The following is a 25,815-nucleotide window of genomic DNA, read 5'->3' as shown; positions in this document are numbered from 1 at the left end:
ATTTTTAAGGAAAATTCGTGAAAAAAATCTCAAAAATCACGCTATCATTGGTTTGCGCTTCTGTTTTATTATCAGCTACAAATTCCCTAGCGCAGGCCAATGATAAGGTTTATAGCGTTATAAATCTCCATAATGCCAAACAAGAAAATCCAAATATAAATGGCGCTGGCGTGGTAATTGGCGTTGTAGATAGCGTATTTAATACTAAAAATCCAATAATCCAAAACAAATTGATAAATTCGATAAATAACAGCATAGACCCAGATCGCTTCGCTGGTGGTGATAAGATCACTATGCTTCATGGCACTCAAGTATCATCTCTCATAGTGGGTAATAGCAGTGATCTAATGGGCGTGGCAAATGGTGCGACATTTTATGGCCTAGCATATCTAAATCCAAGCCCATTATACACAGGCGATATAAAAGCCGATATCCAAAAGATGATAGATAGTGACGTAAAGGTGATAAATCATAGCTATGTTAGCAATGGATTTGCTCTTATAAATCGCAAATGGGGCAATGGTCTAGAGGCTATAGCCCCAAATAGCCAAAATAGCAGCGCTATAAGCTATGATGAATTCCAAAAACTCACACAAAGTGATATAAGTTTGCAAAGGGCTCAAGCCTTAGCCGAGCTATCCAAAGAGCAAGGGATATTAAATATCGTTGGCGTAGGAAATGATGGTTTTAGCTCACCTAGGGCGAATTCTGTTTTGCCAAGTTATGATGAGAGCTATCGTGGGCTTTTGGCTGTTGGGGGCTTGAACGCTGATAAAATCACTATCCAAAATGATAAGATAACAATCGGTGGAATCACTGATGATGAGTGGAAAGCTGCAGCCGATAAGTGGAGCGCCGGCACAGGCAATAAAAAAAGCGGAATAATCCTAAATGAGCTAATTAATAAGCAAGGGATCTATACTTATAGCAATTTTTTTGCTGGATCAGCCTCGCTTTATGGTATTATGGCGCCGGCTCAAAACATAGTAACAGCTAATGGTAGATATGGCTATACATATTATGATACTGATAGCAAGAAGATAAAAACAGACCTAACCACCACTATCACAGATTCTGGGACTAGCTTTGCTGCTCCACTTGTTAGTGGGGTGGCAGCTTTGGTAGAGCAGAAATTTCCATTTTTAAATGGCTCACAAATCGGCGATATCTTGCTAACTACGGCTAATAAAAATGTAGAGACTCCAAATTTAGTAGTAACCAAAAATGTCGGCAAAACTGGCTCGTCTGAATTTTATAGCATTTTTTATATTGGTCATGAAGTGCCAACAAATGGTAGCGGTATAGACTGGGAACAAGTCAAAAAAGATTTAGTAGCAGCTGGATTTAAATCAAGCCAAAATGATGAAAGCATAGCAAACTATATACTAGAACATTTGTTAAGAAGCGATGCCGATGTGAGTAGCGGTCTTAAAGCAAATTCGGTAGCAGTGATGAAACTAAGCAAAGAAGATTTCATAGGTAGTGGTATCTTGGATGCTAGTAAGGCTCTAAATGGCTTAGCAGCACTAAATATAAATCGCCTAAATCCTAGTGATATACAGAATTTTGAAAATCAATATTATGGATTTTACACTATCGATACAAATGGACTAAATGGCACATTCACAAATAATATAGATGAGATAAAATGGGATGATAAATACCATCTAAGTGACGCTATAAACTCCCTTAAAAGCGATGATAGAGTAAATGCGAATTTATCTACTCTACAAGCTGGATTTATAAAAACTGGCGATGGGACTTTGAAATTTAGCCAAAATACTCTAAATTATTCTGGCCCTACGATAGCTCGTGGCGGGATTTTGGAATTTGATAGAGTAACAGCGGAGAATTCAGCTCTCTATGCTGATAATGGCGGTCAAATCCTAATATCAGGCGAAACTAACGCTAAGCAAAATCTATATGCTATCAATGGCGGTGAGGCTAGAATAATTGGCATGCTCACTGGTGGCGATGTTTATGCTAGAAATCGTGGTTTGATAAGCGGAACTGGAACCATAGCCAAAAATCTCACCAATGAAAGCGGTATTGTGATGCCTGGTGGAGCGGGGCAAATCGGCGTTTTAAATGTAAATGGTACATATACCCAAAACCAAAGCGCAAGCCTACACATAAATTTTAATAACCAAGCAAACTCAGATATCATCGCTACAAACTATGATATCAAGGGTGGAAATTTGGTTTATATCCCGCTTAGTGGGGAGTTTTTCAAAACTGGGCAAGAGATTAAAATTGATTTTGATAAGCTTAGTGAGAATGGAAATCTAGATAAATTTACTAATATCTCAGTCCTAGGTACAAGCACTTTAAATTTTAAACTAAAAGATAATAACACAATAATATCAAGTGAAAACACCAACAATTCCGGTAACCAATCTGGTAACCAAAATAATGAAAACACCAACAATTCCGGCAACCAATCTGGAAATCAATCCGGTAACCAAAACAACAATTCCGGCAACCAATCTGGAAATCAATCCGGTAACCAAAATAACAATTCTGGAAACCAATCTGGTAACCAAAACAACAATTCTGGCAATAGCAACACTATAATAGTAGAAATAAAAGAAGATGCCTATAAACCTACAAACTCCTCACAAGCGACAAACTTGGCAGTATCTAAGTCATTGATACAGATTAGAAATTCAGCGAATTTAAGCCCAAAATATCAACAATTCTTTGGAGAATTAGATACAACAAGCAATAATCGTAAAAAAGAAATTCTATCAAGTGTAAATTCAAAAGATATCTCAAGATCCGCAGGAGAAGCTGCAACCTTCACAGGTAGAACTTTAGGACAACAAACATTGCCATTTGCAACTCTTCAAAGTGGCGCTACAAAGGTCGCTACTATAGCTAAGAATTCGAAATTAGCTCTTATAAATAGCGATATGACTGATAGTATGGTCTATGATATCTTAGAGAGTTATAACGCAGCTTTGAGTAAAAGCGAGATTTTCAGTAGGGTTTCATACTCATATTTTAAAGGCGATGACTATAATATCGATACATATTCTGTGAATTTAGGTACCAACAAATGGGTAAGCGATGATGTGAAATTGGGTGCGTTTTTGAACTATTCTCACCAAAAAGGGGATTATGGATTCTCAGATATCACAAGCAAGTTAATATCTGTGGGTTTAGCTGGTTTAAAAGATTTTGGCGATTTTAATTTAATAGCTAGCGTGGATGTCGGTATGGGATTTAATGATACTAGTCGTTATATCCTAACCTCAAGTGATGAGCTAAAAGCCGATTATAATAGCTATTTTGTCTCAACTGGGCTTGGTCTATCAAAAGATTTTGAGATAAATGATAGCTTTGTTTGGACGCCGATATCTATGCTAAATTATATATATACTAAGCAAGATGGATTTGAAGAGAGTGGCGGTATATTGGCTAAGGGGTATAAAGATATATCTATAAATAGCTTAAATTTAAGTTTAGGTGGCAATATAGCTTACAATATAGCTACCCAAAACAATCTTTTTGCTACTTTAAATGGCTTTGCTTTTTATACAAGGCGATTAAATAGTGATAGTTTTAGTAGTACAGAGTATTTTGTAGATGCTAAAAATAATCTTTGGACACAAACAACTAAGCTAAATACTGATAGTGTCTATTTTGGTGCTGATGCTAATATCGAAAAGGGTAATAAATTTATAAACTTTTTAGTCTCAAGCGAGATAACCAAAGATACACATAGTATAAATACTGCTATTAGGGCGGGGATTAGATTTTAAGAGTGAAATTATAATTTTATGAAAAGCAATAAGTGGAGAAATTTAGCGATAAATTATAAGAATTTATCGCTACTGGCCTTTAAGCCTAGAAAACGAAATTTAATATCCGCTGATCTATATAAAAATATAATTTATCGCTATTTTGATGAGCTTGGAGAAGACTACTAGAAGAAAATGGAAATATAAATGAAAGCATAAGCAGTGAAAAAATAAAAGAATATATCTATTTTAGCGAGACAAAAGAAAAATATGAACAAAATGATAGCGATTTTTTAGGTGAGTGCAATGGAGTGGCTTATTATTTTATCTACAAAAAAGATGAAGTAACTACACTAGATTTTGAGTATTTAGCAAAGTTAAAAAAGGCTAGTAGTTATGTAATTTATGCTGATGTATGTGTGCTTAGTGATGAGACTATGATGAAATACAATATAACTTTCAAAAAAATTCCAAGAGATATTAAAAAGGTATAAAAATGGAGCTAAAAGTATCAAGAAATCAGAGATAGGTTAAGAGCTGGTAATATAGATACAAGCTCTTAAGAGTTTGAAAATTAATAATATTTTAAGTTGTTTTAAGGTATATGATATAATCATATAAAGGAGAACAAATGAGCTTTTCCGATTTTATAAAAGAGCAAGCAATTGCTAAATCAGCTGATTATGATTTTGGAAATTTAAAGTATGTCAATAAGCATAGTTTAACTTCAATTGAATATACATTCGACAAATCACCCTTTGTTTATAAAGTATTTTATAATGGTGAAGAATTTTACTTTTATAAAAGGGAGTCATTTCATATTTTATCTAGAATAGTCCCCGAAGATTATCCAACTAAAGCTAACCCAAATGGAACTAAGGATAGGTATAGTCCTGTCGCTATGATAAGATTAATACCTACAGATAAAATTAAAAGAATAGGTTGTAAGAATGTTTATGAAGTTAGCGCCGTGGAAGTCGATAGAGATTTGCGAGGTAATAGAATAGGTAAATTACTATATTATCTATCTACTGTGGTTTTAGGCTATACGCTTTTGGGTGACTCTGAACAATATGAAAATGCTAGAAGAATGTATTACTCATTCAGTCATAATTCAGGGTTTACAGTTGATATAATAAAATTAGGTTATGGTATCTTAGAAAAAAATGTAAATCTAAATGATCGCAACGATGAAAGAGTTTGGAGTACAACGCCAGATAAAGTAGGAAAGCTACATAGAGTGGTTCTTAAAAGTGTAACTATGGAGTCTAAAGTAATAGTTGAAAAATTAAAATAGACTAATTTAAGCGCTTAGCATCCAAATAAATACACTAAAAGTATATTCAAAGGTTTGTTGTGTTTAAGAGTATAGCTAAGAACTTAGTACCAGAAAATTATAAATCCAATCAATTCATTATGGATGCTTGAAAATTTAAATGCTAGTTTTATTTATAAGCTTAGAAAAGATAATGCTTTAAACGAAAATGATTTAAAAAACTATATAGAGCGTATAGTAAATAATCTAAGCGATGAAAGAAAAGCAGACTTATTAGATGAAATAGACGCATACGCACTAAAAATAAGAAATAAAATCAATGAGTTAAAAAGTGAGCATAGGGAAAAAGTATTTTATGACTTATTAAATAAAGGTATCATCAAAATAAAAAATACTTTTAGCTTTCAGCCAAAAATACAAGCTTATAAACTAAGCTCTTTGCGCGATAAATCCCTATATGAAGAAGAAATAGATAATTTAAACTCACTAGAAAACAGGCTTTTAACCGAAATCGTATCACTAGATAACATAAAATGGTGGCATAGAAATAAAGATATGAAACCTGGATTTTGTATAAATGCCTTTATCAATTACTACCCAGATTTTATAATTTGCACCGAAAATGAAAATATCATAATGGTAGAAGTAAAAGGCGATGATAGAACAAATAATGATAGCAAGACAAAGCTCAAATTAGGCTCAAAGTGGGCAGATAAAGCTGGGGATAAATACTTTTATTTCATGGTATTTGAAAATAGTAAAATTAAAGGTTCTTTGCTTGTTGGTGAGTTTATTGATACTATAAAAGAGTTGTGATATTTAAATTTCGCAATATTTGTAAATTTATTTAAGAGTTTTATACTCTTATTTAATATTTTAGGCTATAATTTCAAATCTCAAATTTAATCAAAGGATAAAATATGTTAGAGTTAAGAAACCTACCATTTGACCCAAATTCCAACGCAGTAGTGAGTAAAGAAGCCTGCGATTATCACCACGGCAAACACCACCAAACATATGTAAATAACTATAATAATCTTACAAAAGATAGCGACCTAGCTAAAGCTAGTTTGTATGATGTACTTGTAAATTCACAAGGCGGATTATTTAATAATGCTGCACAAGTGTATAATCACGATTTTTACTGGGATTGTATAGCTAAAAAAAGCGATAAAAGCAGTGAGCTTGAAGCGGCTTTAAATAGTGATTTTAAAGACTTTAAAGCTGAATTTATCAGCTCTGCTACAACTCTATTTGGCTCAGGCTGGACATGGCTAGTTTATAACCCAAACACAAGCAAACTAGAGATTAAAAATACTTCAAATGCTGCTACTCCAGTAACTGATGGTCTAGTGCCACTTCTAGTAGTGGATGTATGGGAGCATGCGTATTACATTGATAATCGCAATGCTCGTCCAGCTTATTTAGAGAAATTTTATGAAAATATCAACTGGGATTTTGTAAGTACAGCGTATGAGTGGGCTAAAAAAGAGGGATTAAACTCAGTTAAATTCTATATCGATGAGCTTCATCCAGTAGCTAGTTGCTGCGGACATTGCGGTTGTAATTAATCATTTTAAATACTAAATTTGGCTAGAATCATAGCCAAATTTAGCTAGAAAATAGATAAAAAATTTATTTTTATCACAAAGATGGTAAAGCCATTATATGTTATTTGAGATTTAGCTCCAACTTTGCTGGAGCTAAAAATTTAAAATTATTTATCACTTTTGCAAGCAAGATCGCAATATATAACAAATTTAAATCTTTTTCTCCCATGCAAGCGCTGAGGCGATTATAGTCTCTAGATTATCCTTTTTAGGCTTCCAAGATGTAAGATTTCTAAGCTTAGATGAATCTGCTATAAGCACAGCAGGATCGCCTAAGCGTCTTGGCGCATCTATTACTTCAAAATCCACACCGCTTATTTTCTTAGCAGTATTTATAACCTCAAGTACGCTAAATCCATGCCCATATCCGACATTAAAGATATCACTATCATTGCTATTTAAATAATCCAAAACCGCTAAATGTGCACTAGCAAGGTCTTCGATATGAATATAATCTCTAATACAAGTTCCATCTTTGGTATCATAATCACGCCCAAAAATACTCATATTTGCTCTTTTGCCAGTTATTGTTTGTGTAGCAACTTTAATTAAATGAGTTGCGTTTGGATAGTTTTGACCGATTAAAGAGTCGCTTGAAGCTCCTGCTACATTAAAATATCTTAAAATCCCATACTTAAATTTGCTATTTGCAACGGCTGCGTCTTTTAAAATTTGCTCACTCATTAGCTTTGATGTACCATATGGATTTATAGGATTTTGTGGGCTATTTTCACATACTACTCCATCTTTTGGCTCACCATAAGTTGCAGCTGTAGAGCTAAATATAAACTTCTCTACGCCAAATTCCACCGCAAGATTAATAAGATTTGCTGTATTTGCAGTATTGTTTAGATAGTATTTTAATGGATTTTGCATACTCTCAAACACCTCTATATACGCAGCAAAATGTATAATAGCATCAAATTTATGCGAAGCAAAAATCTCTTTAAGATGAGCAGTATCAGCTAAATCGCATTTGATAAAATCAAATTTACCTACACTCTCAAGCGCTACTAATGCATCTTGTGAACCACTATAAAAATTATCAATTACAGTTATCTTATCAGCTGCACGCTCTAATAAAGCTTTTAATACATGCGAACCAATATATCCAGCACCACCAGTTATCAAAATATTCATTTTTACTCCTTAAATTTGCAATATTATAGCCAATTTAACTCTTATCTTGGCTATAAATTTGACTTTTAGTTAATTTATTGGATTAGATTATGCTAAAAGTCTTTTTGGCAAAGAGATCTTATATTAAATGTTATCTTTTTTACGACTAAAATATACCATATCTTTATCCTTTTTAATTATATTAAATTCAAATTTTTTATAAAGCGTTATAGCTTTTGAATTATCTATAAAAGCTTTAGCTAAAATCTCTTTAACATATAGCCTATTAAACGCATAATCTACAACCACTTCCATAAGTAAATCGCCCATACCACGCAAATCTGGACTAGCATATATCCCAAATTCACAAGAGCTTTTAGAGATATTTACAAACGAAATTACTCCAATTGCTAAATCATCTTTATAAGCTAAAAAATATATTTTATCATTAGAACTACTAAGAGTATCTATAAATCTTATATGCTCATTCCACTCTATACTTTTATTTATCATATATCTAGCAATTTTAGGGTTGTTTCGCCAATGATAAATCATCTTTATCTCTTTAGTATCTAAGCTAGTAAAATTGACAAGCTTTATACCATTAATCAAGCTTTCTAGCATCTATCTCCTCACTTTTATCAACCCAACCATACTCGCACCACTCTAGTTTTTCGCTATCGATATTTTTAAATTTCCTATCACACTCCCATTTGCCCATACCTAGCATTCGCATCGTCTGACCATATCTGTAGCCCTCTTTTTGCTCTTTTGTTTTTGGCTCATATAGCATTAGTGCATTTAAGCTAACGATCAATACACATAAAAATATAATTTTTTTCATCTATTCACCTCTTTTAATTCGTAAAAATACTGGAAATCTTGGCTTATTATTATTGGTTAGATTTTGAAATTTATATGTGATTATGGTGCCTATTTTTGGGGGATTTTTTCGTATTTCATCACTAAATCCAGATCCAATTTTAAATTTAATTTTACTAAAAATATCTACACAATCTACTGAACCCATAGCACCTTCATACTTACCTTTACCATTATTTATAGCTACTATTTGACACTCACTATCATGCCACTTTTTTAATTTTAGTATTTTATCGCTTCGGCCACTTATATATGATGCATTTGGAACACGAACTACTATACCTTCGCCACCTTTACTTACAATCTCATCTAAAAAGGCAAAAGCATGGAGATTGTTTTGAATATAAGTTTGCTTTACAACTTTTATAAAACTACTTGGATTTAGGCTTAAAAACTCTTCTAAATAGGCCATTTTATCACTTAAATTTCCATCAAATTTAGGTAGATCAAATACCATATACTTAATATTTTGCCATGCTTTAATATCGGAATTTTTATCTAGTACTATAGAAGCAATTAGCTCAAACTCTCCTCTATTGCTCCACAGCTCTCCATCAAGTGCAAAATCTGGCAATTGAGCTATAAAGCTAGATGGTGCATTAATTATATTACCATTACGACTTTTTAACTCCTTGCCATCCCAAATAGCACGCACGCCATCATATTTTTCGCTCATCATCCATCCAGTTAGATTTTCATCTTTATACTCTTTAAGAAGCATTACAGAAGAAAAAGCACTAGAACAAACTAGCCAAATTAATAAACATATCCTAATCATCTACGCCCTAATCTATCAAGTTCATTTTTTATATATCTATCAAATACTATGCTATAACTCATATCTGATTTTTGGGTGTTTAGATACTCATTCATCAAGCTTAAATAATTAGCATAATCATCTAAATTTAACCTACCACGCAATAATTCATATTTTAAAAATAACCAATATGTATTTAGCGTATCAGATTCACAATATTCATCAATTTTATCTTGCTCTCCATTATAGTATAAGTTCATCACCTCATCGCCACAAACATCATATTTACCAGGCAGATTTAAACTAGCACAAAGTAGATCTAGCTTTAGCCCGCTTACAGCCTTAAAATCGCTAATATGATCAAGCAAATCAAGATGAAAAACTCCATCATACCTACTTCTATAATTGCACCATTTATCCTTGCCATTAGCCCTATCATTGGTGTTAAAATACTCACTAGCTTCTATATTATAACGCATCGCTCTTATCATTAGCATAGGTAGATCAAAGCCTCTACCATTGTAGCTTACAAGTCTAGGATTATGCTCATTTATAAATTTAATAAATTCAGCTATTTTTTTCTCTTCACTATCTCCAGCAATTGTAGATACTCTTTTAAATCTACCAAACTCATCAGCTATTACTGCACTAATAGTTACTACTTTATGAAAACAAACTGGCAAAAACTCACTTCCACTTTGCTCTTTTTGCGCCTCAAGTGCCATTTGTGCTACACTCTTATCATCACCTTCATAACCATAAGCCTCTCTTAAAGAATCACAATCAGGCACAGTCTCACAATCAAATACACATATATAACCGCTCATAAATTACCAACTTTTAATCAAATTTAGATAAAATAATAGCAAAAAATCTTGGAAAATTAGTTGAAAATAGCAATTATTAGACTCTCAGCTCTTGGCGATATAGTTCATACAAGCATTGTTGTGCAATTTATCAAAAAGCATTTTAAAGATGCTAAAATTAGCTGGTTTGTAGATGAAAAATTTAGTAGTATTGTTCATCTTTTAGATGGCGTTGATGTTATCACACTTCCTTTAAAGGATAAAAAATTTATTAAAAGTTTTAAAATTCTTAGAGAATTTAGTAATCATTTTGATCTTATTATAGATTTTCAAGGCCTTATAAAATCAGCCCTTGTAGCTAAAGTTTTAGGTAGCAATATAGCTGGATTTGATAAAAATAGCATAAAAGAGCCACTAGCTTCTATATTTTATAAGAGTAAGTTTAAAATTGATTATAATGAGAATATTATAAGGCGAAATTTAGCTCTTGCTAGCGCTGCTTTGGGCTTTAGCTTTAATGATAATGATATCAAGCAAAAATCTGCTTGTTTCATCTCAAATATAAAGCCTAAACCATCTAAAACTATTTTAATAGCACCATTTGCAAGCGAAATGAGCAAATGTTATGATAAATTTAATGAAGTTATAAATTTGCTAAAAGATTATGAGATTAATATCATATCAGCAAATGCTAAAGAGTATGAACTTGCTAGTAAAATTGCTTATAATACTCATGCTAAAGTACTTAGTCCTATGAGTTTATCTAAGGTAATAGATTTTATGCAAAGCGTAGGACTTGTAATTGGCAATGATAGCGGTATAACTCATCTAGCTTGGGCTCAAAATAGAGCTAGTATCACTCTTTTTGGAAATCGACCAAGCCATAGAAATAGCTTTATCACGCCTATAAATCATACTATTGATACAGGCAAAAAAATCGATGCAAGAAATATAGATAAGAGCGATTACTGCATAAATGAGATATCACCAATTAATATAGCAAATTTAGCAAAAAATATTTTAAATTCTGAGCTTTTAAATGGTTGATTTTTTATATTTATGGCTATATTATATGCTTAGATTTATCGCAATCTACACTCCAAAAGCTATTCAAAATATATTTTTTGATCTACTTGCAAAAGGCTTTTACAAATTTGATAAAAAACATACAAATATAATGCGAACCAATCTAAAAATGTGTAAATTTGAGAATATAGAAGAGATTATTTTGCAAACTTATCGCAATTTTGCTCACTTTGGCGTGGAGTTTTTACGCAATCAAAATAACACAAAAGAGCAAATTTTATCTAAAGTTGAATTTAAAAATGCTCAAATTTTAGATAAATTCAAAGATCGTCCAATTATCATCACCACTGCACATTATGGTAATTGGGAGCTTTTTAGCCTTGCGATGGCAGCTAAATTTGGCCCTGTAAGCATTGTAGGCAGAAACCTTGATAGTCCTGTGATGGATAGAATTTTAAGCAAAAATAGAAGCAGATTTAATATAGAAGTAATTCCTAAAAGCGGTGGCGCAAGAGCGATTATGAAAGCATTGCAAAACAGAAGACTTCTTGGTATTTTAGTTGATCAAAATGTAGATATTAGAGATGGAGTAGAGTGTGAGTTTTTTTCTAATCGTATCTCGCACACACATGCTGCTAGTATCTTTGCTACTAAGCTTAATGCAATAATAATCCCAGCTTTTATCAAAAGGGTTGGCGATAAAAATGAGATTAGCTTTTATGACCCAATAGATATCAATAAACTAAATGGCGATAAAATCAAACAAGCCACACAAGCCCAAAGTAGCGCTACTCAAGATATGATAAAAAGCAAGCCAGATGAGTACTTTTGGATGCATAAGAAATTTAAACAGTTCTACCCAGAGATTTACAAATGAAAATTTTAATTATTAAATTTAGATTTATAGGCGATGTGCTTTTAACTACGCCATTAGTTGCTAATCTTAAAACCCATTATCCTAATGCTTCTATACACTTTGCTTTAAATCAAGGAACTCAAGCAGTAATACAAAATAATCCACAAATTGATAAAATCCATATCTATGATAGAGGCACTATTAAAAAATCTAATATATTTAAGCAAATTTGGCTTGAGTTAAAATACGCCTTAGAGTTAAGAAAAGAGAAATTTGATATAGTAATAAATACTGAAACTAGCGATCGTGGGATATTCTTAGCTAAATTTAGCGGAGCTAAAACCATAGTATCACGCAAAGGAACAAACCAAATTCTAAACAAACTCATAACTCACGAATCCAAATCAAACGGCCATATCGTAATGCAAAATTTATCTGCCATTAATGCTTTGGGTAAAGATATTATCACTACTAAAGTAAATTTATATTTTAATAATTATGATTTAAATTTGCCAGATTATTTTATCCATATTCATCCTATGGCTAGGTTTGATTATAAGTGTTTAAGCAATGAAGCAGTAGCTAAAATTATTGATTTTTGCGAAATTGAGCTAGATAAAAGAGTTGTGCTAACCTGTGATAAAAATCCAAATGAGATAAGCAAAATGAAAAATATCTTATCACTTTGTAGCTCAAACCCAATTGTATTTATGGGAAATTTAAGCTTAGATGAAGTGGCATTTTTAAGCTCTAAATCAAAGCTATATATCGGCACCGATACTGCTATAATGCATATGGCTGCAGCCAATGATGTGCCGTGTATAGCTATTTTTGGGCCTAGTTATACATCTGCTTGGGGTCCATGGGATAATTCAAAATCCAAAAGCCTCTATCAGAGCAAAGGCGGGATTCAAAAAATGGGTATTCACACTGTAATTCAAAATAATTTAAAGTGCGTCCCATGCGGTCTAGAAGGGTGCAATAATTCTGGTGTGAGTGAATGCTTAAATAGTTTAGATATTAACTGGATAAAAAATGAAATAAAAAACCATTTTATTACACAAAGTCAACAAAATTTAAATAAATAAACCAATTTATAAGCCTAGCTATGTTAAAATCAAAAAATGAAAAATATATCAATCTTAGAAATAAGCTTTTCTAGCAAAAATCAGAGGTTTATCGAGCGCTTAAAAGCTGCTTTAAATTCGCTCAAATATACTACTATATCTAAAAATTATAGTGGCATTAAAGCTAAAACTAGCCTACTGGGGTTGCTTAAAATCAATAATATAGCCAAAAAGCAAAAGGGCAATGAGTTTTATATCTGTTTAGATAGATTTGATAGTGCTGATATATATTTAGCTAGTGATGGCGTACAAAAAATTTATAAAAAGCTTTATAAATTTTGGTTTTTAAGCTTTTCAAATTTCATCGCTGGTCAAATTGAGAAAAAATGCGTCCAAAACGCTACTAAAATTATAGCAAATTCAAATCTAACTCGCTTTGAATTAGAGACTGTTTATAATCTAGACCCAAATAAATTAGTTACCATTTATCCAGGAATCACACCTCCAATTCAAATCCAAAAAGGCAGAGCCAAGATGCGTTTATGTAATGAGCTTGGGCTTAATATGGAATTGCCAATTATACTATTTGTATCGGATAATTTTAGGATTGATGGAGCTAGGGAATTTATTGAGCTTTTAAGTCGTTTGGAGACCAAGGTAAATGCGCTTATTATCGGTAGCGATAAAGCTGTTTTAAAATATAGAAAAATTGCCCAAAATCTTGGTGTTACAGTTATTTTCCGCCCATCTCAAACTATAATGAATCACTACTATGAAGCAGCTGATATATTTGTTTTGCCATCGCATTATAACTCATTTAGCAATCAACTCTTAGAAGCGCTTAGCTATGGTTGTGCGTGTTTTACTACTGAACAAAATGGAGCTAGTGAGATTTTAGGTAGTGAGTTTATTATGAAGGATGCTAGTGATCAAAGTATAGATGAATATATAAATCTTTTGCTAACAGATCATGATCTACTTTTAGAGATTTCAGGGCAAAATAGCGAATTAGCACGTGAATTTAGCGTTGAAAAGAATCTAAATGAAATTTTAAAGGTTATTGGTGAGAGTATTCATTGAGTTGCCAACATGGCTTGGCGATGGGGTAATGAGTAGTGCTGCTATTGCAAATATTAGGGCAAATTTTAAAGATGCAAAGCTAACATTTTTTGGCTCTGCGGCTAGTACGGCTCTATTTGCTAATCTTGGCGATATTATAATAGATGAGTCCAAAAAATCCAAATTTCGCCTAGCATATCTATATAAATTAGCCAAATCCCAGCCTAAATTTGATGCATTTATCAGCTTTAGAAGTCATCTAGCCTCAAAGGCTTTGGCATTTTTTATTCACGCTCCAAAAAGTGGAGTATATAGGCCAATTAATAAAAATGACCATTTAGTAGTTGATTATCTAAATTTTAGCTCAAAAGCCCTTAATATTGGTATTTTAACCAATGAAATGGAGTTAAGCTTTACTCCACAAATTTATACTAGGCCGACTCTAGGACTAAATCCAGGCGCAACATATGGAAGTGCTAAAAGATGGTATCCTAGCTATTTTGCTCAGGTTGCTATGGAGTTAGCAGATAAATTTGATATTTTGATTTTTGGTGGAAATGGCGAGATAGAGATTTGCGATGAGATTAGCCATATTTTGACTAAAAGCGGTATATCACATATAAATCTTTGTGGTAAAACTAGTATAAAAGATTTAGCTAGTTATATTGCTGGACTTGGGCTTTTTATTACTAATGATAGCGGACCAATGCATATCGCAGCTGCTTTTAAGGTGCCAACAGTTGCACTATTTGGCCCAACTAACTTTACTAGAACTAGCCCATATAATAACCCAAAAGCAAGACTAGCACATCTAAATTTACCATGTATGCCATGTATGAAAAGAGTCTGTCCGCTAGGCTCTCATGAGTGTATGAAAGAGCTAAAGCCAGCCCTTGCATTAGAGCTAGCTAGACAAATTATATAATTTAAACTCAAAACGCTCCATCTACTGCAGCGCAAATAGTGTGAATTATTAAGATATGCATCTCTTGAATTCTAGCTGTATCATTAGAAGGCGCAATTACATTTATATCGCATAACTCATTCATTGCTCCACCATCTCTGCCACTTAATCCTATGGTTTTAATGCCCTTTTGTTTTGCAATCTCAAATGCCTTTAATACATTTTTGCTATTACCGCTTGTACTTATACCTATTAGTAAATCTCCGCTATTTCCTACGCCACTAAGCTGTCTTGCAAAAACTTCATCATATCCATAGTCATTACCAATTGCAGTAAGCGCTGAAGTATCAGTAGTTAATGCAATTGCTGGAAGAGAGATTCTCTCGCTCTTATATCTACCAGTTAGTTCTGCTGCAAAGTGTTGTGCATCAGCTGCGCTTCCTCCATTACCACAAATTAAAATTTTATTACCATTTTTTAGCGTTTTTACTACTATGTTTGCTACACTCATCACCGCTTCATCTATGGACAAAACTCTATTTGCCACCTCTAAATGTGCTTTTAATTCATCTGTAAATATACTCATTTTAGCCTCTTATTTTTTGATTTTTTCTATTATTTTTGTGGTGCTTTTGCCCTCAATAAACTCTATTAACTCAACTCTTTTAGCAAATTCACTACCTACTATCTCTTTGTCTTTATAGTCTGCACCTTTTACTAATATATCAGGTTTAATTGCTTTGATTAACTCATGTGGAGTTAGCTCATCAAATATCACGACAAAATCGACAAACTCCATCGCACACAACATCGCAGCCCTATCATATTGCACATTTACTGGCCTATCTTTGCCTTTTAACTCTCTTACTGAGTTATCTGAATTTAACCCTACTACTAATATATCGCCAAGCATTTTAGCCTTTTGTAAGTAGCTGATATGACCAATATGCATAATATCAAAGCAACCATTAGTAAATACTAAAGTTTTACCATTTCTATCAACCTTTAAAAGCTCATCAAGTTTGACAATTTTACGCTCAAAACCAATTTTTTTACTCTTTAGATTCTCTATTTCGCCCCAGCTTGCATCTGCACTTCCTACCTTACCTACAACTACTGCTGCGGCCAAATTTGCATTATCTATCGCCTCTTCTATGCTCATCTTGCTAGCTAAGCAATAACCCAAAGTAGCTAGTACGCTATCACCAGCACCGGTTACATCAAAAACCTCTTTAGCAAGAGCTGGAAATTTCTTAACCTCATCGCTTAAAAGCCCAATCCCATCTTCGCTAAGAGTGATTAAAGAGTACTCTAATTCATAGTTGAATTTCATACTTTTTAAAGCCAATTCCAAGCTTTCATCGCTATCTATAGAAAATCCTAACGCCTCGCTTGCCTCTTTTTTATTTGGGGTTAAAAGTGTCGCACCTTTATATTTACTATAATCCTTGCCCTTTGGATCTACTAATACCATCTTATGATTATTTTTAGCAATTGATATTATCTGCTTGGTTAAGTAATTACTCAATACACCCTTGCCATAATCACTTAGCAAAACAATATCATAACTAGCTAAAATATCTGCAAATTTACTGACAATCTCATCAGCACAATTTATATCACTTATACTCTCAGTATCTAGCCTAATTACTTGCTGATGTGATACCATTATACGACTTTTTTGGCTAGATTTTCTTCCACTTTGAGATAAAACTAACTCAGCCTTAGCTCCACGAGCATCTAAAAGCTCTAAAATTTCTTTACCTAAATCATCATCGCCAACTACACTTACTACGCCTACTTCTGCACCAAGAGCGATCAAATTTGATACTACGTTACCACAGCCGCCAAGCCTTTTAGTTTCATTTTTGATATTTACTACTTGCACTGGAGCCTCTGGACTAATGCGATCACAACTACCCCAGATATAGTGATCAATCATTAAATCCCCAACTACTAAAACCTTAGCCATTATTTAAACTCACTATTATAAATTCTTTTTATTGCTGGTAGATAGTCTTTTATAGCATCTTCTAAGCTCCATCTAGGCTCATATTTTAATCCAGTTCTTGTAGGCTCAATATCAGCTTGTGTAAAGAATTGATACTGTGATGCAAATGGATTAGCAATATACTCATTACCTAAATTTACGCCAATCTCACGCTGTAAAATATCAGCAATATCTTGAAAACTTCTAGCATTGCCCGTGCCGACATTATAGACTCCGCTATCGCCATTTATCGCTAATTCATTGGCTAAAATTATATCTTTTATATAGACAAAATCCCTTTTTATCTTATCGCTACCTTCAAAAAGCCTTGGTGCTTTTCCACTTAAAATTTGAAGCCCAAACTGCAATACCATAGAGGCAGTTTTATTTTTATAAAACTCTCCATCTCCATATACATTAAAATATCTAAGCCCTACAATATGAAGTCCAGTTTTAGCATTAAATTCACACCCCATCTCATCCATCATAAGCTTACTAAATCCATATACATTACCAGGATTTTCACCTTTGCCTACACTTTGTGGGCTTGGTGCATCTCCATATGTAGCACCGCTACTAGCATATATTAGCTTTGAGCCATTTTCATAAGCAATATCAATAATATCTTTAAATGAATTTAAATTCACCCTCATTATCTCATCTTGTTCAGCCACAGTTGTATCAGATATAGCAGCCTCATGATATATCACATCGGGCTTAAACTCTCTCATCTTTTTAATAGTATCTCTATCACATATATCTCCGCAATGAATTTGGCCTTTAAAGCCGATCAAATTTTTATAATGACCAAAACTTTTTAAATTTCCATTACTAAAAGTCTCATTAGAGCGAAATTTATCCACCACTAAAACCTCATGTTTATCCATAAAATATTTAGCCAAATTTGATCCTATAAATCCAGCTCCACCAGTTATTAATATCTTCATTTTTGTCCTTTTATATGCTCTAAAACTTCTAATACGCTTTTAAATTCATCGCCGATTAAATAGCCTCTTTCTACTCCGGCTCTTCGTGCTGATTCTAAATCGCTTGGCTTATCTCCTATCATTAATGAATCTTTTAAACTAATATTAAATTCATCTAAAGCCTGCAATATCATTCCAGGTTTAGGCTTTCTGCAATTACAATCATCGCTTGGGGTGTGAGGGCAATGGTATATTTTTTTAATCTCAATACCATAAGATTTAAACTCATCAATCATATACTTGCTAAGCTTTGCAAAATCATCTTCACTATAATATCCCCTACCAATTCCAGATTGATTTGTAACTACAAAAATCTCATATCCAAGCATCATAAATCCAGCCAAAGCCTCAAAAATTCCAGGCATAAACTCAAAATCTTCTATACGATAAACATAACCAGGATCTTTATTTATCACCCCGTCACGATCTAAAAATAGTGCTTTAATCTTTTCCATAGGTTGATTTTATCTATTTTTAGTTTAAATTCACTTAATATAGATGAATTTATCCAATAATCGCTAACTAAAAATTAAAAATTTAATTCTAGTATTTAATCTAAAATTCAGAATATTGCCACTATAATACTCTTTTAAAATCTCTCAAAAAAGGATATAAAATGAAAAAAATAGTTCTATTAGTTGCATTAACCTGTGTTGGCGCATTCGCTGCTGATGGTGCTGACATTTACAAAAAATGTGCAGTTTGTCATGGTGCTAAAGCTGAGAAAAAATATCTAAATAAAGTTCCAGCTCTAGTTGATGCAGATCCAGCTCAAAGATTAGCTGATATGAAAGCTTATAAAGCTGGTGCCCTAAACGATGGTAAAGGCAAAATTGGCATGGGTGCTATCATGAAAGGTCAAATGGCTACTTTAAGCGATGCTGATATGGCAGCAGTTAATGACTATATCTCTACACTTAAATAATTCTATCTAGCTAGCATTTGCTAGCTAGGCTTTTAATTTATTTTTATATATTCATTTAAATCAATCACAATAGATATTTTCGCTCTCAAGCTAGCTCATTAGGTCAAGCCATATCTAATGGTAATGATGCAAGCCGGTATAAGAGCTGAAGTTAATAATACTCAAATTTTTGGCGTGGTTGCTGCTGGTACAATTAAAGATTTTATGATTAATGGCGTAACTATTGGTAATATTACTGTAAAAGCTAATGATTCTGGCAAGTGGACGAGGTTAAAGTAGTAGCCTATACTACAAAAGATAACCTAGAAAAAGATCTAGAACCTATGCTAGATAGAGCTAAGCAGACATATCAAGAGAGCTGTTCAATCTGCCATCATTTGCACAAAGAGAGTCAATATAATCCAAATTAGTGGCCATTGCTATTTAAATCAATGCTATCTCGTACTCCAATTGATAAAAAAGATGAGTGGCTAATAATTCAATATCTACAAAAAGCTTCAAAAGAAGATATCAAATGAAAACCAATAGAAGAGAATTTTTGAAACTAGGCGCAGCTTTAAGTCTTGCTCCAATGCTTCCTAGCAATCTATTTGCTGGAGCAAATACTCAAGTGGTTAAAAATGGTGAAGTATTTACAGCGGCTCACTGGGGTATGCTAAAAGCCACAGTAAAAGATGGTAAAATCATAAGTTCTAAACCATATCAAACGCTATCAAAAATCTCCACTTCAAGATACAATGGCAGATTTAGTATATAAAACTAGAATTACTGCTCTAATGGTAAGAAAGAGTTATCTAGAAAATCCAGATAGTCCAAAACCTGAATTAAGAGGTATAGATGAGTGGGTAGAGGTAAAATATGAAGATGTTATTAAGCTAGTAGCAAGAGAGCTTAAAAAGACAAGAGAACAAAAAGGTATGCAAAGTATATTTGCAAGAAGCCATGGATGGTATAGTAGTGGTAAATTACACAATCCTAGATTTTATTGCGTTGAGATTCCATTTTCTATTGCTACGCTATCTAATCTTTTAGGAGCGCAACGCCAAAGTGTATCGACTATATTTAATAAACTTATTAAAACTGGAAAGCTTATTAAATATGGCAAAAGCAGCTATATAATAGCTTAAATTTAGTATTGTAAGCTAAATTTAACTCCATCTTTAATATGTGAATAATGCCAATATATTAACGTTATTAAATTTTTTTTAAGATACTTAGTAACGCTAAAATAAATAAACTTTTATTTCTGGTAATGATAGCATTCTTTGTAAATTTATACTATCACGCCTTATATTTGCAAAACCCACAACGGAAAAAATTTTTAAATTTAGATAAATCATAGAATTAAAAGCTACTCCACCAAACAAAGTCCGTGTGTAAAAGGTATATCGATATTTATTTTTCCGTTCATTAGTGATTTTATTAGCTCTGCATCGCTCTCTCTTTGTTCTAGCTGTTTTTGGCGTCTTTGCTCATCGATTTTAAGGATTATCACTACATCAGCAAAGTTTATTCTTACTGGATTTGCACAGATATAAAAAATTATTTTGACATATGGAGGTAGAAATTTTGTAAATGGTTTTAGATTATCTTTTAGATTGTGTTGGGGGGGGTATTGCGAATTTTAGGGCGCGCAATAAATAGGTTTAAGCTCATCACATTATCATCTATGACGGCGATTTGGTACGGTGCAAAGTTACCAAAGCCTTTTTTGCGAATTGTCTTGCCAAGTGTGCTTTTGCCACTACCACATAGCCCAGTTAGTGCTACTATTAGTCGTGGTTTTTCTTTTAATGTTTGAATACAAATTTGATTTAATTGCTCAAATAGTTGCGAGCGATTTTGATATATTTTCATTAATTACCTTTTTAATTTATGTTAATTATATCTAAAATTTGATTGTAAATTAGATAAATTTAATGTTATATAAAAATTACTTAATTAGCTTTACAATCTTTTAGTAATAATAACATAATGCTATAGATTATCTAAATTTAAATTTCATTCTAATATTTAAAATATTCCTTATAAAAAGGAAAAAAATAAAACAAAATTTGCAAAAATAGCGCTAAAATTTGATTTTAAAACTTATTTTGGGTATAATTCGCGTCTTTTGATGAGAAGCGTAAGCTTTGCTTGCATGCTTGAGAGATTGATAATAAGCCTCTGCAAGAGCATTATATCAAAAGGTCGCAAGTTAGCGATAAGTTATTTTTAAAGGAAAAAACATGGAAAGAATTAGGCTTAAGCTAAAAGCTTATGACCACAGAGTTCTAGACCGCACAGTTGCAGCCATCGTAGAAGCTGTCAAACGCACTGGTGCCGATGTTCGTGGGCCAGTACCTATGCCTACAAAGATTAAACGCTACACAGTGTTAAAATCTCCACATGTAAATAAAGATTCTCGTGAGCAATTTGAGATGAGAATTCACGCTCGTATGCTAGATATCGTAGCAGCTACGCCTGATACAGTTGATAGCCTAACAAAGCTTGACTTAGCTCCAGAAGTTAATGTCGAAGTTCGCGCTATGGGCAAGTAAGCATAAAAGGAAGAGATGATGGAATATATCGTAGAAAAAATAGGTATGAGCAGAACTATCTCAAACCCAAGCATTCCTGTTACATTGCTTAGGCTTTTACCAGCTAAAGTATGCGAAGTAGGCGAAAATAGCAGAGCTATCGTAGCTTATGCACACACAAAAGCAAATAACAAAGCTATAAAAGGTCAGCAAAAAAAATATGGTTTAAGTAGCGAATTTAACCAATTTGCGACTCTAAGCGTAGCAAATAGCGAAGCTGGGGATTTAGATACTACTCCACTAAATGAAGCAAAAGTTTTAAAAGTTAGCTTTAATACAAAAGGTAGAGGCTTCCAAGGTGTTATAAAAAGACATGGATTTTCAGGTGGTCCTGCAAGTCATGGTTCGAGATTTCACCGCAGACCAGGTTCTATAGGTAACTGCGAATGGCCAGGCCGTGTCCAACCAGGTAGAAAAATGGCCGGACATTATGGTAATGAAAAAACTACCGTTAAAAACGAAGTTGTAAGCTTTGATAGTGCTAATGGAATTTTAGTATTAAAAGGCTCAGTTCCAGGATTTAATGGTGCGATGGGTAGAGTAAGGATAGTTAAATGAGTAAAATAGCAGTTTTAAATGATAAATTTGAAAAAACAAGTGAATTAGAACTTCCAGCTAGTTACGCTGAAGTAAATTCGCACAATTTATATCTCTATGTCAAAAGCTACCTTGCTAGTATGAGAGCAAACTCAGCCCACACAAAAGGTCGCTCAGATGTAAGTGGTGGCGGTAAAAAACCTTGGCGTCAAAAAGGCCGTGGTGGCGCAAGAGCTGGTTCAACTAGAACAAATGTTTGGGTTGGCGGTGCTGTGGCATTTGGTCCTAAAAATAATAGAAATTATAATCAAAAAGTTAATAAAAAACAAAAAAGATTAGCGCTTGAATTTGCTCTAAACGAAAAAGTAGCAAATGGCAAATTTTATGCAGTAGATAGCATCGCTATCGAAAGTGGCAAAACAAAAGACGCAGCAGCTATCATCAAAAAATTAGGCGTTAGAGATGCGTTAATCATCAAAAATGAGCTTGATGCTAAGACTCTTTTAGCATTTAGAAACCTAGCAAATTGCTATGTAATTGATGCTAGTGAAGTAAATGCATATTTAGTCTCAGTCTATAGTGCGGTTATAGCAGAGAAATCAGCACTACAATCAATAGTAAAAGAGGGCTAAAAATGGCAGATATAACAGATATCAAAACTATAGTATATACAGAAAAAACTCTTGGCCTTCAAGAACAAGGTGTAGTAGTGATCCAAACTTCACCAAAAATGACTAAAAATGGCCTAAAAGAGGTATTAAGAGAGTATTTTGGTGTAACGCCACTTAGAGTAAATTCACTTAGAATAGACGGCAAAGTTAAGCGTTTTAGAGGTAGAGTTGGCGTAAGAAATGACTATAAAAAATTCTATGTCAAATTACCAGATGGCGTAAGCCTAGCAAGTCAGGAGGCATAAGATGGCAATAAGAAGTTTTAAACCTTATACCCCAAGTAGAAGATTTATGACAAGTCTTAGCAGCGAAGATATCACAGCTAAAGCTAGTGTAAGAAGTCTACTTGTTAAAATTCCTGCCGCAGCTGGTAGAAATAATAATGGTAGAATCACAAGTCGCCATAAAGAAGCAGGTGCTAAAAAATTATATCGTATAATTGACTTTAAGCGTCGTAAATTCGGAATTCCAGGCAAGGTTGAAGCTATTGAGTATGATCCAAATAGAAATTGCCGTATCGCTCTAATCTCATATGCAGATGGCGAAAAAAGATATATTATCCGCCCTAGTGGCTTAAATGTAGGCGATGTTATAAGTGCAGCCGAAGCCGGCCTTGATATAAAACCAGGCAACGCTATGAAGTTAAAAAGCATTCCAGTTGGTACAATCGTCCATAATATCGAGCTAAAACCAGGCAAAGGCGCCCAAATGGCAAGAAGTGCGGGTGGATATGCTCAACTTATGGGTAAAGAAGAAAAATATGTAATCCTAAGACTTCCAAGCGGTGAGATGAGACAAGTACTAGCTGAATGTATGGCTACAGTTGGCGTAGTTGGCAATGAAGATTGGGCAAATGTAACTATCGGTAAAGCAGGTCGCAATCGCTATAGAGGTATCCGCCCACAAACTAGAGGTAGTGCGATGAACCCAGTAGATCACCCACACGGTGGTGGTGAAGGTAAGAAAAATTCGGGTCGCCACCCAGTTACTCCATGGGGCAAACCAACTAAAGGTGCTAAAACTCGCCGTAAAAAAGCTAGTGATAGACTTATAATTTCTAGAAGAAAGGGTAAATAACGATGGCTAGATCGCTAAAAAAAGGTCCTTTTGTAGATGACCATGTAATGAAAAAAGTCATCGCTGCAAAAGCCGCTAATGATAATAAACCAATCAAAACTTGGTCAAGAAGAAGCACAATTACACCTGAAATGATAGGTTTGACATTTAATGTGCATAATGGCAAAAGCTTTATCCCTGTATATATAACAGAAAATCATATAGGTTACAAGCTAGGCGAATTCGCTCCAACAAGAACATTTAAGGGTCATAAAGGCTCTGTTCAGAAAAAAATAGGTAAATAAGGGGAAGTTATGAGTAGAGCGATTATTAAATTCATCAGACTATCTCCAACAAAAGCTAGATTAATAGCTGATGAAGTTCAAGGCATGAATGCTGAATTAGCATTAGCTAGCCTTAGCTTTATGCCAAATCGTGGCGCAAAATATATCGCAAATGCTATCAGCTCAGCTGTAGCTAATGGCGGATTTGAGCCTGAAGAGGTAGTTGTGAAAAGTTGTAGAGTAGATGCAGGTCCTGTCTTAAAAAGATTCCGCCCAAGAGCAAGAGGAAGCGCAAGTAGAATTCGCAAACCTACTAGCCATATCTTAGTAGAAGTAGCTAGACCAGCAAAAACAGAGAAGGAAGCATAAAATGGGACAAAAAGTTAATCCAATAGGTCTTAGACTAGGTATAAACAGAAACTGGGAGTCTAGATGGTTTCCATCAAAAGCAACTCTTCCAGAAAGCATAGGCGAAGACTATAAAATAAGAAAATTCCTAAAAGCTAAGCTATATTACGCTGGTGTTAGCCAAATTTTAGTTGAAAGAACAGCTAAAAAACTAAGAGTTACAGTAGTTGCGGCTCGTCCTGGTATCATCATCGGCAAAAAAGGTGGCGAAGTAGAAAATTTAAGACTAGAAGTTGCTAAATTAGTCAATAAAGATGTAGCTATCAATATCAAAGAAGAGCGTAAAGCAGGAAGCTCAGCTCAATTAGCAGCTGAAAATGTAGCGATGCAACTTGAGCGTCGTGTGGCATTCCGCCGTGCTATGAAAAAGGTAATCCAAGGTGCTCAAAAAGCTGGTGCCAAAGGTATCAAAGTAAGCGTAGCAGGTCGTTTAGGTGGTGCTGAAATGGCTAGAACAGAGTGGTATCTTGAAGGTCGTGTGCCTTTGCATACTTTAAGAGCTAGAATAGATTATGGTTTTGCTGAAGCTCACACAACTTATGGCAATATAGGTGTCAAAGTATGGATATTTAAAGGCGAAGTACTTCAAAAAGGTATCCAAGCTGATAAGAGTGAAGAGACAACTTCTAAAAAAGCAAAACGCGCTAGAAGGGGTAAATAATGTTATTACCAAAAAGAACGAAATATCGCAAAATGATGAAAGGCCGCAATCGTGGCTACGCAACTCGTGGTACAGCTCTAGCACTTGGCGAATTTGGATTAAAAGCTGTAGAAGCTGGTAGAATCAACTCTCGTCAAATAGAATCTGCTCGTCAAGCATATACTCGTCATGTTAAAAGACAGGCTAAAACTTGGATTAGAGTATTTCCAGATAAACCAATAACCAAAAAACCATTAGAAACTCGTATGGGTAAAGGTAAAGGCGGTGTTGAAGAGTGGGTTATGAATATTAAACCAGGTAGAATAATATTTGAAATGGCTGGAGTATCTGAAGAGCTTGCTAGAGAGGCTCTGACATTAGCTATGCACAAACTACCATTTAAAACTAAGTTTGTAACAAGAGAGAGCGAAAATGAAATATACTGATATAAGTGGAAAAAATTTAAGCGAACTTAACGCTTTGTTAAAAGAGAAAAAGGTGCTTTTATTTACACTTAGACAAAAGCTAAAAACTATGCAGCTAACTAACCCAAATGAGATCCGTGAAGCTAAAAAAGATATCGCTAGGATCAATACTGCAATTAGTGCTGCGAAGTAAGGGGTAAATGATGGCA

General features: G+C 33.7%; 33 protein-coding genes and 2 pseudogenes. 24 read left to right on the top strand and 11 right to left on the bottom strand.

The features are described 5' to 3' along the window. The first annotated feature begins 17 nt into the window (after positions 1-17). The 5 genes from CIGNP91_RS05145 (at position 18) to sodB (ending at position 6,590) form a co-directional block, all read left to right on the top strand. On the top strand, positions 18-3,764 hold the full coding sequence (locus tag CIGNP91_RS05145; RefSeq protein WP_086253563.1) for a S8 family peptidase: 3,747 nt from the start codon (positions 18-20) through the stop codon (positions 3,762-3,764). 290 nt (positions 3,765-4,054) lie between these two features. Then, on the top strand, positions 4,055-4,237 hold the full coding sequence (locus tag CIGNP91_RS05140; protein WP_086253562.1) for a hypothetical protein: 183 nt from the start codon (positions 4,055-4,057) through the stop codon (positions 4,235-4,237). A 137-nt stretch (positions 4,238-4,374) separates the two neighbouring features. After that, positions 4,375-5,040: a hypothetical protein gene (locus CIGNP91_RS05135; protein WP_201790880.1), complete on the top strand. Its 666-nt coding sequence runs from the start codon at positions 4,375-4,377 to the stop codon at positions 5,038-5,040. 123 nt (positions 5,041-5,163) lie between these two features. Further along, positions 5,164-5,835, top strand: a complete 672-nt coding sequence (locus tag CIGNP91_RS05130) for a hypothetical protein (protein ID WP_086253561.1) — start codon at positions 5,164-5,166, stop codon at positions 5,833-5,835. Positions 5,836-5,939: 104 nt separating this feature from the next. After that, positions 5,940-6,590, top strand: a complete 651-nt coding sequence (gene sodB, locus CIGNP91_RS05125; protein WP_086253560.1) for a superoxide dismutase [Fe] — start codon at positions 5,940-5,942, stop codon at positions 6,588-6,590. A 189-nt stretch (positions 6,591-6,779) separates the two neighbouring features. On the opposite strand, the gene galE is transcribed toward sodB, so the two are convergent. The 5 genes from galE to CIGNP91_RS05100 form a co-directional block, all read right to left on the bottom strand. Next, positions 6,780-7,769, bottom strand: coding sequence for a UDP-glucose 4-epimerase GalE (gene galE, locus CIGNP91_RS05120; protein WP_086241545.1), 990 nt, complete (start codon positions 7,767-7,769; stop codon positions 6,780-6,782). A 123-nt stretch (positions 7,770-7,892) separates the two neighbouring features. Then, entirely contained in the window at positions 7,893-8,372 is a 480-nt protein-coding gene (gene pseH, locus CIGNP91_RS05115) for a UDP-4-amino-4,6-dideoxy-N-acetyl-beta-L-altrosamine N-acetyltransferase (protein ID WP_086253559.1), read from the bottom strand. Then, positions 8,353-8,592, bottom strand: coding sequence for a hypothetical protein (locus tag CIGNP91_RS05110; protein WP_086253558.1), 240 nt, complete (start codon positions 8,590-8,592; stop codon positions 8,353-8,355). Before CIGNP91_RS05110 ends, pseH begins: the two co-directional genes overlap by 20 nt. Then, on the bottom strand, positions 8,593-9,408 hold the full coding sequence (locus CIGNP91_RS05105; protein WP_086253557.1) for a DNA ligase: 816 nt from the start codon (positions 9,406-9,408) through the stop codon (positions 8,593-8,595). Beyond that, positions 9,405-10,214: a 3'-5' exonuclease gene (locus tag CIGNP91_RS05100; RefSeq protein WP_086234767.1), complete on the bottom strand. Its 810-nt coding sequence runs from the start codon at positions 10,212-10,214 to the stop codon at positions 9,405-9,407. The genes CIGNP91_RS05105 and CIGNP91_RS05100 overlap by 4 nt, the downstream gene beginning before the upstream one ends. A gap of 60 nt (positions 10,215-10,274) precedes the next feature. Between CIGNP91_RS05100 and waaC the strand changes: the two genes are divergently transcribed. From waaC to CIGNP91_RS05075, 5 genes are read left to right on the top strand one after another with little or no spacing between them, the layout of a single operon-like run. Beyond that, positions 10,275-11,240: a lipopolysaccharide heptosyltransferase I gene (waaC, locus tag CIGNP91_RS05095; RefSeq protein WP_086225293.1), complete on the top strand. Its 966-nt coding sequence runs from the start codon at positions 10,275-10,277 to the stop codon at positions 11,238-11,240. After that, on the top strand, positions 11,233-12,096 hold the full coding sequence (locus CIGNP91_RS05090) for a lipid A biosynthesis lauroyl acyltransferase (protein ID WP_086253556.1): 864 nt from the start codon (positions 11,233-11,235) through the stop codon (positions 12,094-12,096). The genes waaC and CIGNP91_RS05090 overlap by 8 nt, the downstream gene beginning before the upstream one ends. Further along, positions 12,093-13,163 (top strand): glycosyltransferase family 9 protein, encoded by a 1,071-nt coding sequence (locus CIGNP91_RS05085; RefSeq protein ID WP_086233553.1) that lies wholly within the window; start codon positions 12,093-12,095, stop codon positions 13,161-13,163. The genes CIGNP91_RS05090 and CIGNP91_RS05085 overlap by 4 nt, the downstream gene beginning before the upstream one ends. Before the next feature lie 36 nt (positions 13,164-13,199). Next, on the top strand, positions 13,200-14,222 hold the full coding sequence (locus tag CIGNP91_RS05080; protein ID WP_086253555.1) for a glycosyltransferase family 4 protein: 1,023 nt from the start codon (positions 13,200-13,202) through the stop codon (positions 14,220-14,222). After that, positions 14,206-15,126: a glycosyltransferase family 9 protein gene (locus tag CIGNP91_RS05075; protein ID WP_086253554.1), complete on the top strand. Its 921-nt coding sequence runs from the start codon at positions 14,206-14,208 to the stop codon at positions 15,124-15,126. The genes CIGNP91_RS05080 and CIGNP91_RS05075 overlap by 17 nt, the downstream gene beginning before the upstream one ends. Before the next feature lie 7 nt (positions 15,127-15,133). Here CIGNP91_RS05075 and gmhA read toward each other — a convergent pair whose 3' ends face one another. Genes gmhA through gmhB form a run of 4 tightly spaced genes read right to left on the bottom strand, consistent with a single transcriptional unit; the run spans position 15,134 to position 18,536 of the window. Further along, the gene (gene gmhA, locus CIGNP91_RS05070; RefSeq protein ID WP_086253553.1) at positions 15,134-15,691 is read right to left on the bottom strand and encodes a D-sedoheptulose 7-phosphate isomerase; all 558 of its coding nucleotides are present in this window, start codon (positions 15,689-15,691) and stop codon (positions 15,134-15,136) included. Positions 15,692-15,700: 9 nt separating this feature from the next. Beyond that, positions 15,701-17,077, bottom strand: coding sequence for a D-glycero-beta-D-manno-heptose-7-phosphate kinase (gene rfaE1, locus CIGNP91_RS05065; RefSeq protein WP_086253552.1), 1,377 nt, complete (start codon positions 17,075-17,077; stop codon positions 15,701-15,703). Beyond that, positions 17,077-18,042: an ADP-glyceromanno-heptose 6-epimerase gene (rfaD, locus tag CIGNP91_RS05060; RefSeq protein ID WP_086253551.1), complete on the bottom strand. Its 966-nt coding sequence runs from the start codon at positions 18,040-18,042 to the stop codon at positions 17,077-17,079. The genes rfaE1 and rfaD overlap by 1 nt, the downstream gene beginning before the upstream one ends. Further along, a complete protein-coding gene (gene gmhB / locus CIGNP91_RS05055; RefSeq protein ID WP_086225301.1) occupies positions 18,039-18,536 on the bottom strand; it encodes a D-glycero-beta-D-manno-heptose 1,7-bisphosphate 7-phosphatase in 498 nt (165 codons plus the stop codon). Before gmhB ends, rfaD begins: the two co-directional genes overlap by 4 nt. A gap of 161 nt (positions 18,537-18,697) precedes the next feature. On the opposite strand from gmhB, the gene CIGNP91_RS05050 reads away from it, so the two are divergent. The 4 genes and pseudogenes from CIGNP91_RS05050 to CIGNP91_RS08605 all read left to right on the top strand — a co-directional run. Continuing rightward, positions 18,698-19,006: a c-type cytochrome gene (locus CIGNP91_RS05050; protein ID WP_086225302.1), complete on the top strand. Its 309-nt coding sequence runs from the start codon at positions 18,698-18,700 to the stop codon at positions 19,004-19,006. Positions 19,007-19,123: 117 nt separating this feature from the next. Then, positions 19,124-19,285: a hypothetical protein gene (locus CIGNP91_RS08615; protein WP_180383219.1), complete on the top strand. Its 162-nt coding sequence runs from the start codon at positions 19,124-19,126 to the stop codon at positions 19,283-19,285. Then, positions 19,267-19,416: a hypothetical protein gene (locus CIGNP91_RS08610; protein ID WP_180383218.1), complete on the top strand. Its 150-nt coding sequence runs from the start codon at positions 19,267-19,269 to the stop codon at positions 19,414-19,416. Before CIGNP91_RS08615 ends, CIGNP91_RS08610 begins: the two co-directional genes overlap by 19 nt. 104 nt (positions 19,417-19,520) lie before the next feature. Beyond that, positions 19,521-19,986: pseudogene (locus tag CIGNP91_RS08605) on the top strand (trimethylamine-N-oxide reductase TorA); the annotation flags it as partial. A 371-nt stretch (positions 19,987-20,357) separates the two neighbouring features. Here the strand turns inward: CIGNP91_RS08605 and CIGNP91_RS08600 are convergent. Beyond that, entirely contained in the window at positions 20,358-20,501 is a 144-nt protein-coding gene (locus CIGNP91_RS08600; protein ID WP_179186973.1) for a hypothetical protein, read from the bottom strand. A 98-nt stretch (positions 20,502-20,599) separates the two neighbouring features. Further along, positions 20,600-20,863 (bottom strand): hypothetical protein, encoded by a 264-nt coding sequence (locus tag CIGNP91_RS05040; RefSeq protein WP_180379769.1) that lies wholly within the window; start codon positions 20,861-20,863, stop codon positions 20,600-20,602. Positions 20,864-21,234: 371 nt separating this feature from the next. Between CIGNP91_RS05040 and rpsJ the strand changes: the two genes are divergently transcribed. From rpsJ to rpmC, 10 genes and pseudogenes are all read left to right on the top strand, one after another. After that, positions 21,235-21,546 carry a 30S ribosomal protein S10 gene (gene rpsJ, locus CIGNP91_RS05035; protein WP_002847957.1) on the top strand — a complete coding sequence of 104 codons (312 nt, stop codon included), beginning with the start codon at positions 21,235-21,237 and terminating at the stop codon, positions 21,544-21,546. Positions 21,547-21,564: 18 nt separating this feature from the next. Continuing rightward, positions 21,565-22,143 (top strand): 50S ribosomal protein L3, encoded by a 579-nt coding sequence (gene rplC / locus CIGNP91_RS05030; RefSeq protein WP_086229579.1) that lies wholly within the window; start codon positions 21,565-21,567, stop codon positions 22,141-22,143. Next, the gene (gene rplD, locus CIGNP91_RS05025) at positions 22,140-22,754 is read left to right on the top strand and encodes a 50S ribosomal protein L4 (protein WP_063997497.1); all 615 of its coding nucleotides are present in this window, start codon (positions 22,140-22,142) and stop codon (positions 22,752-22,754) included. Before rplC ends, rplD begins: the two co-directional genes overlap by 4 nt. A 2-nt stretch (positions 22,755-22,756) precedes the next feature. Beyond that, complete coding sequence (locus CIGNP91_RS05020) at positions 22,757-23,038, top strand: 50S ribosomal protein L23 (protein WP_086225386.1); 282 nt, start codon at positions 22,757-22,759, stop codon at positions 23,036-23,038. A 1-nt stretch (position 23,039) separates the two neighbouring features. Continuing rightward, positions 23,040-23,870 carry a 50S ribosomal protein L2 gene (gene rplB / locus CIGNP91_RS05015; protein WP_086225387.1) on the top strand — a complete coding sequence of 277 codons (831 nt, stop codon included), beginning with the start codon at positions 23,040-23,042 and terminating at the stop codon, positions 23,868-23,870. A 2-nt stretch (positions 23,871-23,872) separates the two neighbouring features. Next, positions 23,873-24,154, top strand: a complete 282-nt coding sequence (gene rpsS / locus CIGNP91_RS05010; protein ID WP_086225388.1) for a 30S ribosomal protein S19 — start codon at positions 23,873-23,875, stop codon at positions 24,152-24,154. Positions 24,155-24,163: 9 nt separating this feature from the next. Continuing rightward, positions 24,164-24,496: pseudogene (gene rplV, locus CIGNP91_RS05005) on the top strand (50S ribosomal protein L22); the annotation flags it as partial. A 7-nt stretch (positions 24,497-24,503) separates the two neighbouring features. Beyond that, entirely contained in the window at positions 24,504-25,202 is a 699-nt protein-coding gene (gene rpsC, locus CIGNP91_RS05000) for a 30S ribosomal protein S3 (RefSeq protein ID WP_086228532.1), read from the top strand. Beyond that, entirely contained in the window at positions 25,202-25,627 is a 426-nt protein-coding gene (gene rplP, locus CIGNP91_RS04995; protein WP_086225391.1) for a 50S ribosomal protein L16, read from the top strand. The genes rpsC and rplP overlap by 1 nt, the downstream gene beginning before the upstream one ends. After that, positions 25,614-25,799: a 50S ribosomal protein L29 gene (gene rpmC / locus CIGNP91_RS04990; RefSeq protein WP_086225392.1), complete on the top strand. Its 186-nt coding sequence runs from the start codon at positions 25,614-25,616 to the stop codon at positions 25,797-25,799. Before rplP ends, rpmC begins: the two co-directional genes overlap by 14 nt. Positions 25,800-25,815 lie beyond the last annotated feature (16 nt).

This window comes from Campylobacter sp. P091, from assembly GCF_002138935.1.
Classification (GTDB): domain Bacteria; phylum Campylobacterota; class Campylobacteria; order Campylobacterales; family Campylobacteraceae; genus Campylobacter; species Campylobacter devanensis.
Note: the sequence above shows the minus strand (reverse complement) of the source record. Positions and strands in the feature narration are given on the sequence as shown.

Bases quoted from the DNA above. Each gene is read 5' to 3' on its own strand.
- rplP (WP_086225391.1), top strand. From the start codon at position 25,202: ATGTTATTACCAAAAAGAACGAAATATCGCAAAATGATGAAAGGCCGC.
- CIGNP91_RS05135 (WP_201790880.1), top strand. From the start codon at position 4,375: ATGAGCTTTTCCGATTTTATAAAAGAGCAAGCAATTGCTAAATCAGCT.
- rpsS (WP_086225388.1), top strand. From the start codon at position 23,873: ATGGCTAGATCGCTAAAAAAAGGTCCTTTTGTAGATGACCATGTAATG.
- rpsC (WP_086228532.1), top strand. From the start codon at position 24,504: ATGGGACAAAAAGTTAATCCAATAGGTCTTAGACTAGGTATAAACAGA.
- gmhB (WP_086225301.1), bottom strand. From the start codon at position 18,536: ATGGAAAAGATTAAAGCACTATTTTTAGATCGTGACGGGGTGATAAAT.
- CIGNP91_RS05050 (WP_086225302.1), top strand. From the start codon at position 18,698: ATGAAAAAAATAGTTCTATTAGTTGCATTAACCTGTGTTGGCGCATTC.
- rfaD (WP_086253551.1), bottom strand. From the start codon at position 18,042: ATGAAGATATTAATAACTGGTGGAGCTGGATTTATAGGATCAAATTTG.
- CIGNP91_RS05040 (WP_180379769.1), bottom strand. From the start codon at position 20,863: ATGAAAATATATCAAAATCGCTCGCAACTATTTGAGCAATTAAATCAA.
- CIGNP91_RS08615 (WP_180383219.1), top strand. From the start codon at position 19,124: ATGGTAATGATGCAAGCCGGTATAAGAGCTGAAGTTAATAATACTCAA.
- rpmC (WP_086225392.1), top strand. From the start codon at position 25,614: ATGAAATATACTGATATAAGTGGAAAAAATTTAAGCGAACTTAACGCT.
- CIGNP91_RS05105 (WP_086253557.1), bottom strand. From the start codon at position 9,408: ATGATTAGGATATGTTTATTAATTTGGCTAGTTTGTTCTAGTGCTTTT.
- CIGNP91_RS05130 (WP_086253561.1), top strand. From the start codon at position 5,164: ATGCTTGAAAATTTAAATGCTAGTTTTATTTATAAGCTTAGAAAAGAT.
- CIGNP91_RS05090 (WP_086253556.1), top strand. From the start codon at position 11,233: ATGGTTGATTTTTTATATTTATGGCTATATTATATGCTTAGATTTATC.
- rplD (WP_063997497.1), top strand. From the start codon at position 22,140: ATGAGTAAAATAGCAGTTTTAAATGATAAATTTGAAAAAACAAGTGAA.
- sodB (WP_086253560.1), top strand. From the start codon at position 5,940: ATGTTAGAGTTAAGAAACCTACCATTTGACCCAAATTCCAACGCAGTA.
- gmhA (WP_086253553.1), bottom strand. From the start codon at position 15,691: ATGAGTATATTTACAGATGAATTAAAAGCACATTTAGAGGTGGCAAAT.
- CIGNP91_RS05080 (WP_086253555.1), top strand. From the start codon at position 13,200: ATGAAAAATATATCAATCTTAGAAATAAGCTTTTCTAGCAAAAATCAG.
- pseH (WP_086253559.1), bottom strand. From the start codon at position 8,372: ATGCTAGAAAGCTTGATTAATGGTATAAAGCTTGTCAATTTTACTAGC.
- rplB (WP_086225387.1), top strand. From the start codon at position 23,040: ATGGCAATAAGAAGTTTTAAACCTTATACCCCAAGTAGAAGATTTATG.
- rfaE1 (WP_086253552.1), bottom strand. From the start codon at position 17,077: ATGGCTAAGGTTTTAGTAGTTGGGGATTTAATGATTGATCACTATATC.
- galE (WP_086241545.1), bottom strand. From the start codon at position 7,769: ATGAATATTTTGATAACTGGTGGTGCTGGATATATTGGTTCGCATGTA.
- rplC (WP_086229579.1), top strand. From the start codon at position 21,565: ATGGAATATATCGTAGAAAAAATAGGTATGAGCAGAACTATCTCAAAC.
- CIGNP91_RS05100 (WP_086234767.1), bottom strand. From the start codon at position 10,214: ATGAGCGGTTATATATGTGTATTTGATTGTGAGACTGTGCCTGATTGT.
- CIGNP91_RS05085 (WP_086233553.1), top strand. From the start codon at position 12,093: ATGAAAATTTTAATTATTAAATTTAGATTTATAGGCGATGTGCTTTTA.
- CIGNP91_RS05020 (WP_086225386.1), top strand. From the start codon at position 22,757: ATGGCAGATATAACAGATATCAAAACTATAGTATATACAGAAAAAACT.
- rpsJ (WP_002847957.1), top strand. From the start codon at position 21,235: ATGGAAAGAATTAGGCTTAAGCTAAAAGCTTATGACCACAGAGTTCTA.
- CIGNP91_RS05110 (WP_086253558.1), bottom strand. From the start codon at position 8,592: ATGAAAAAAATTATATTTTTATGTGTATTGATCGTTAGCTTAAATGCA.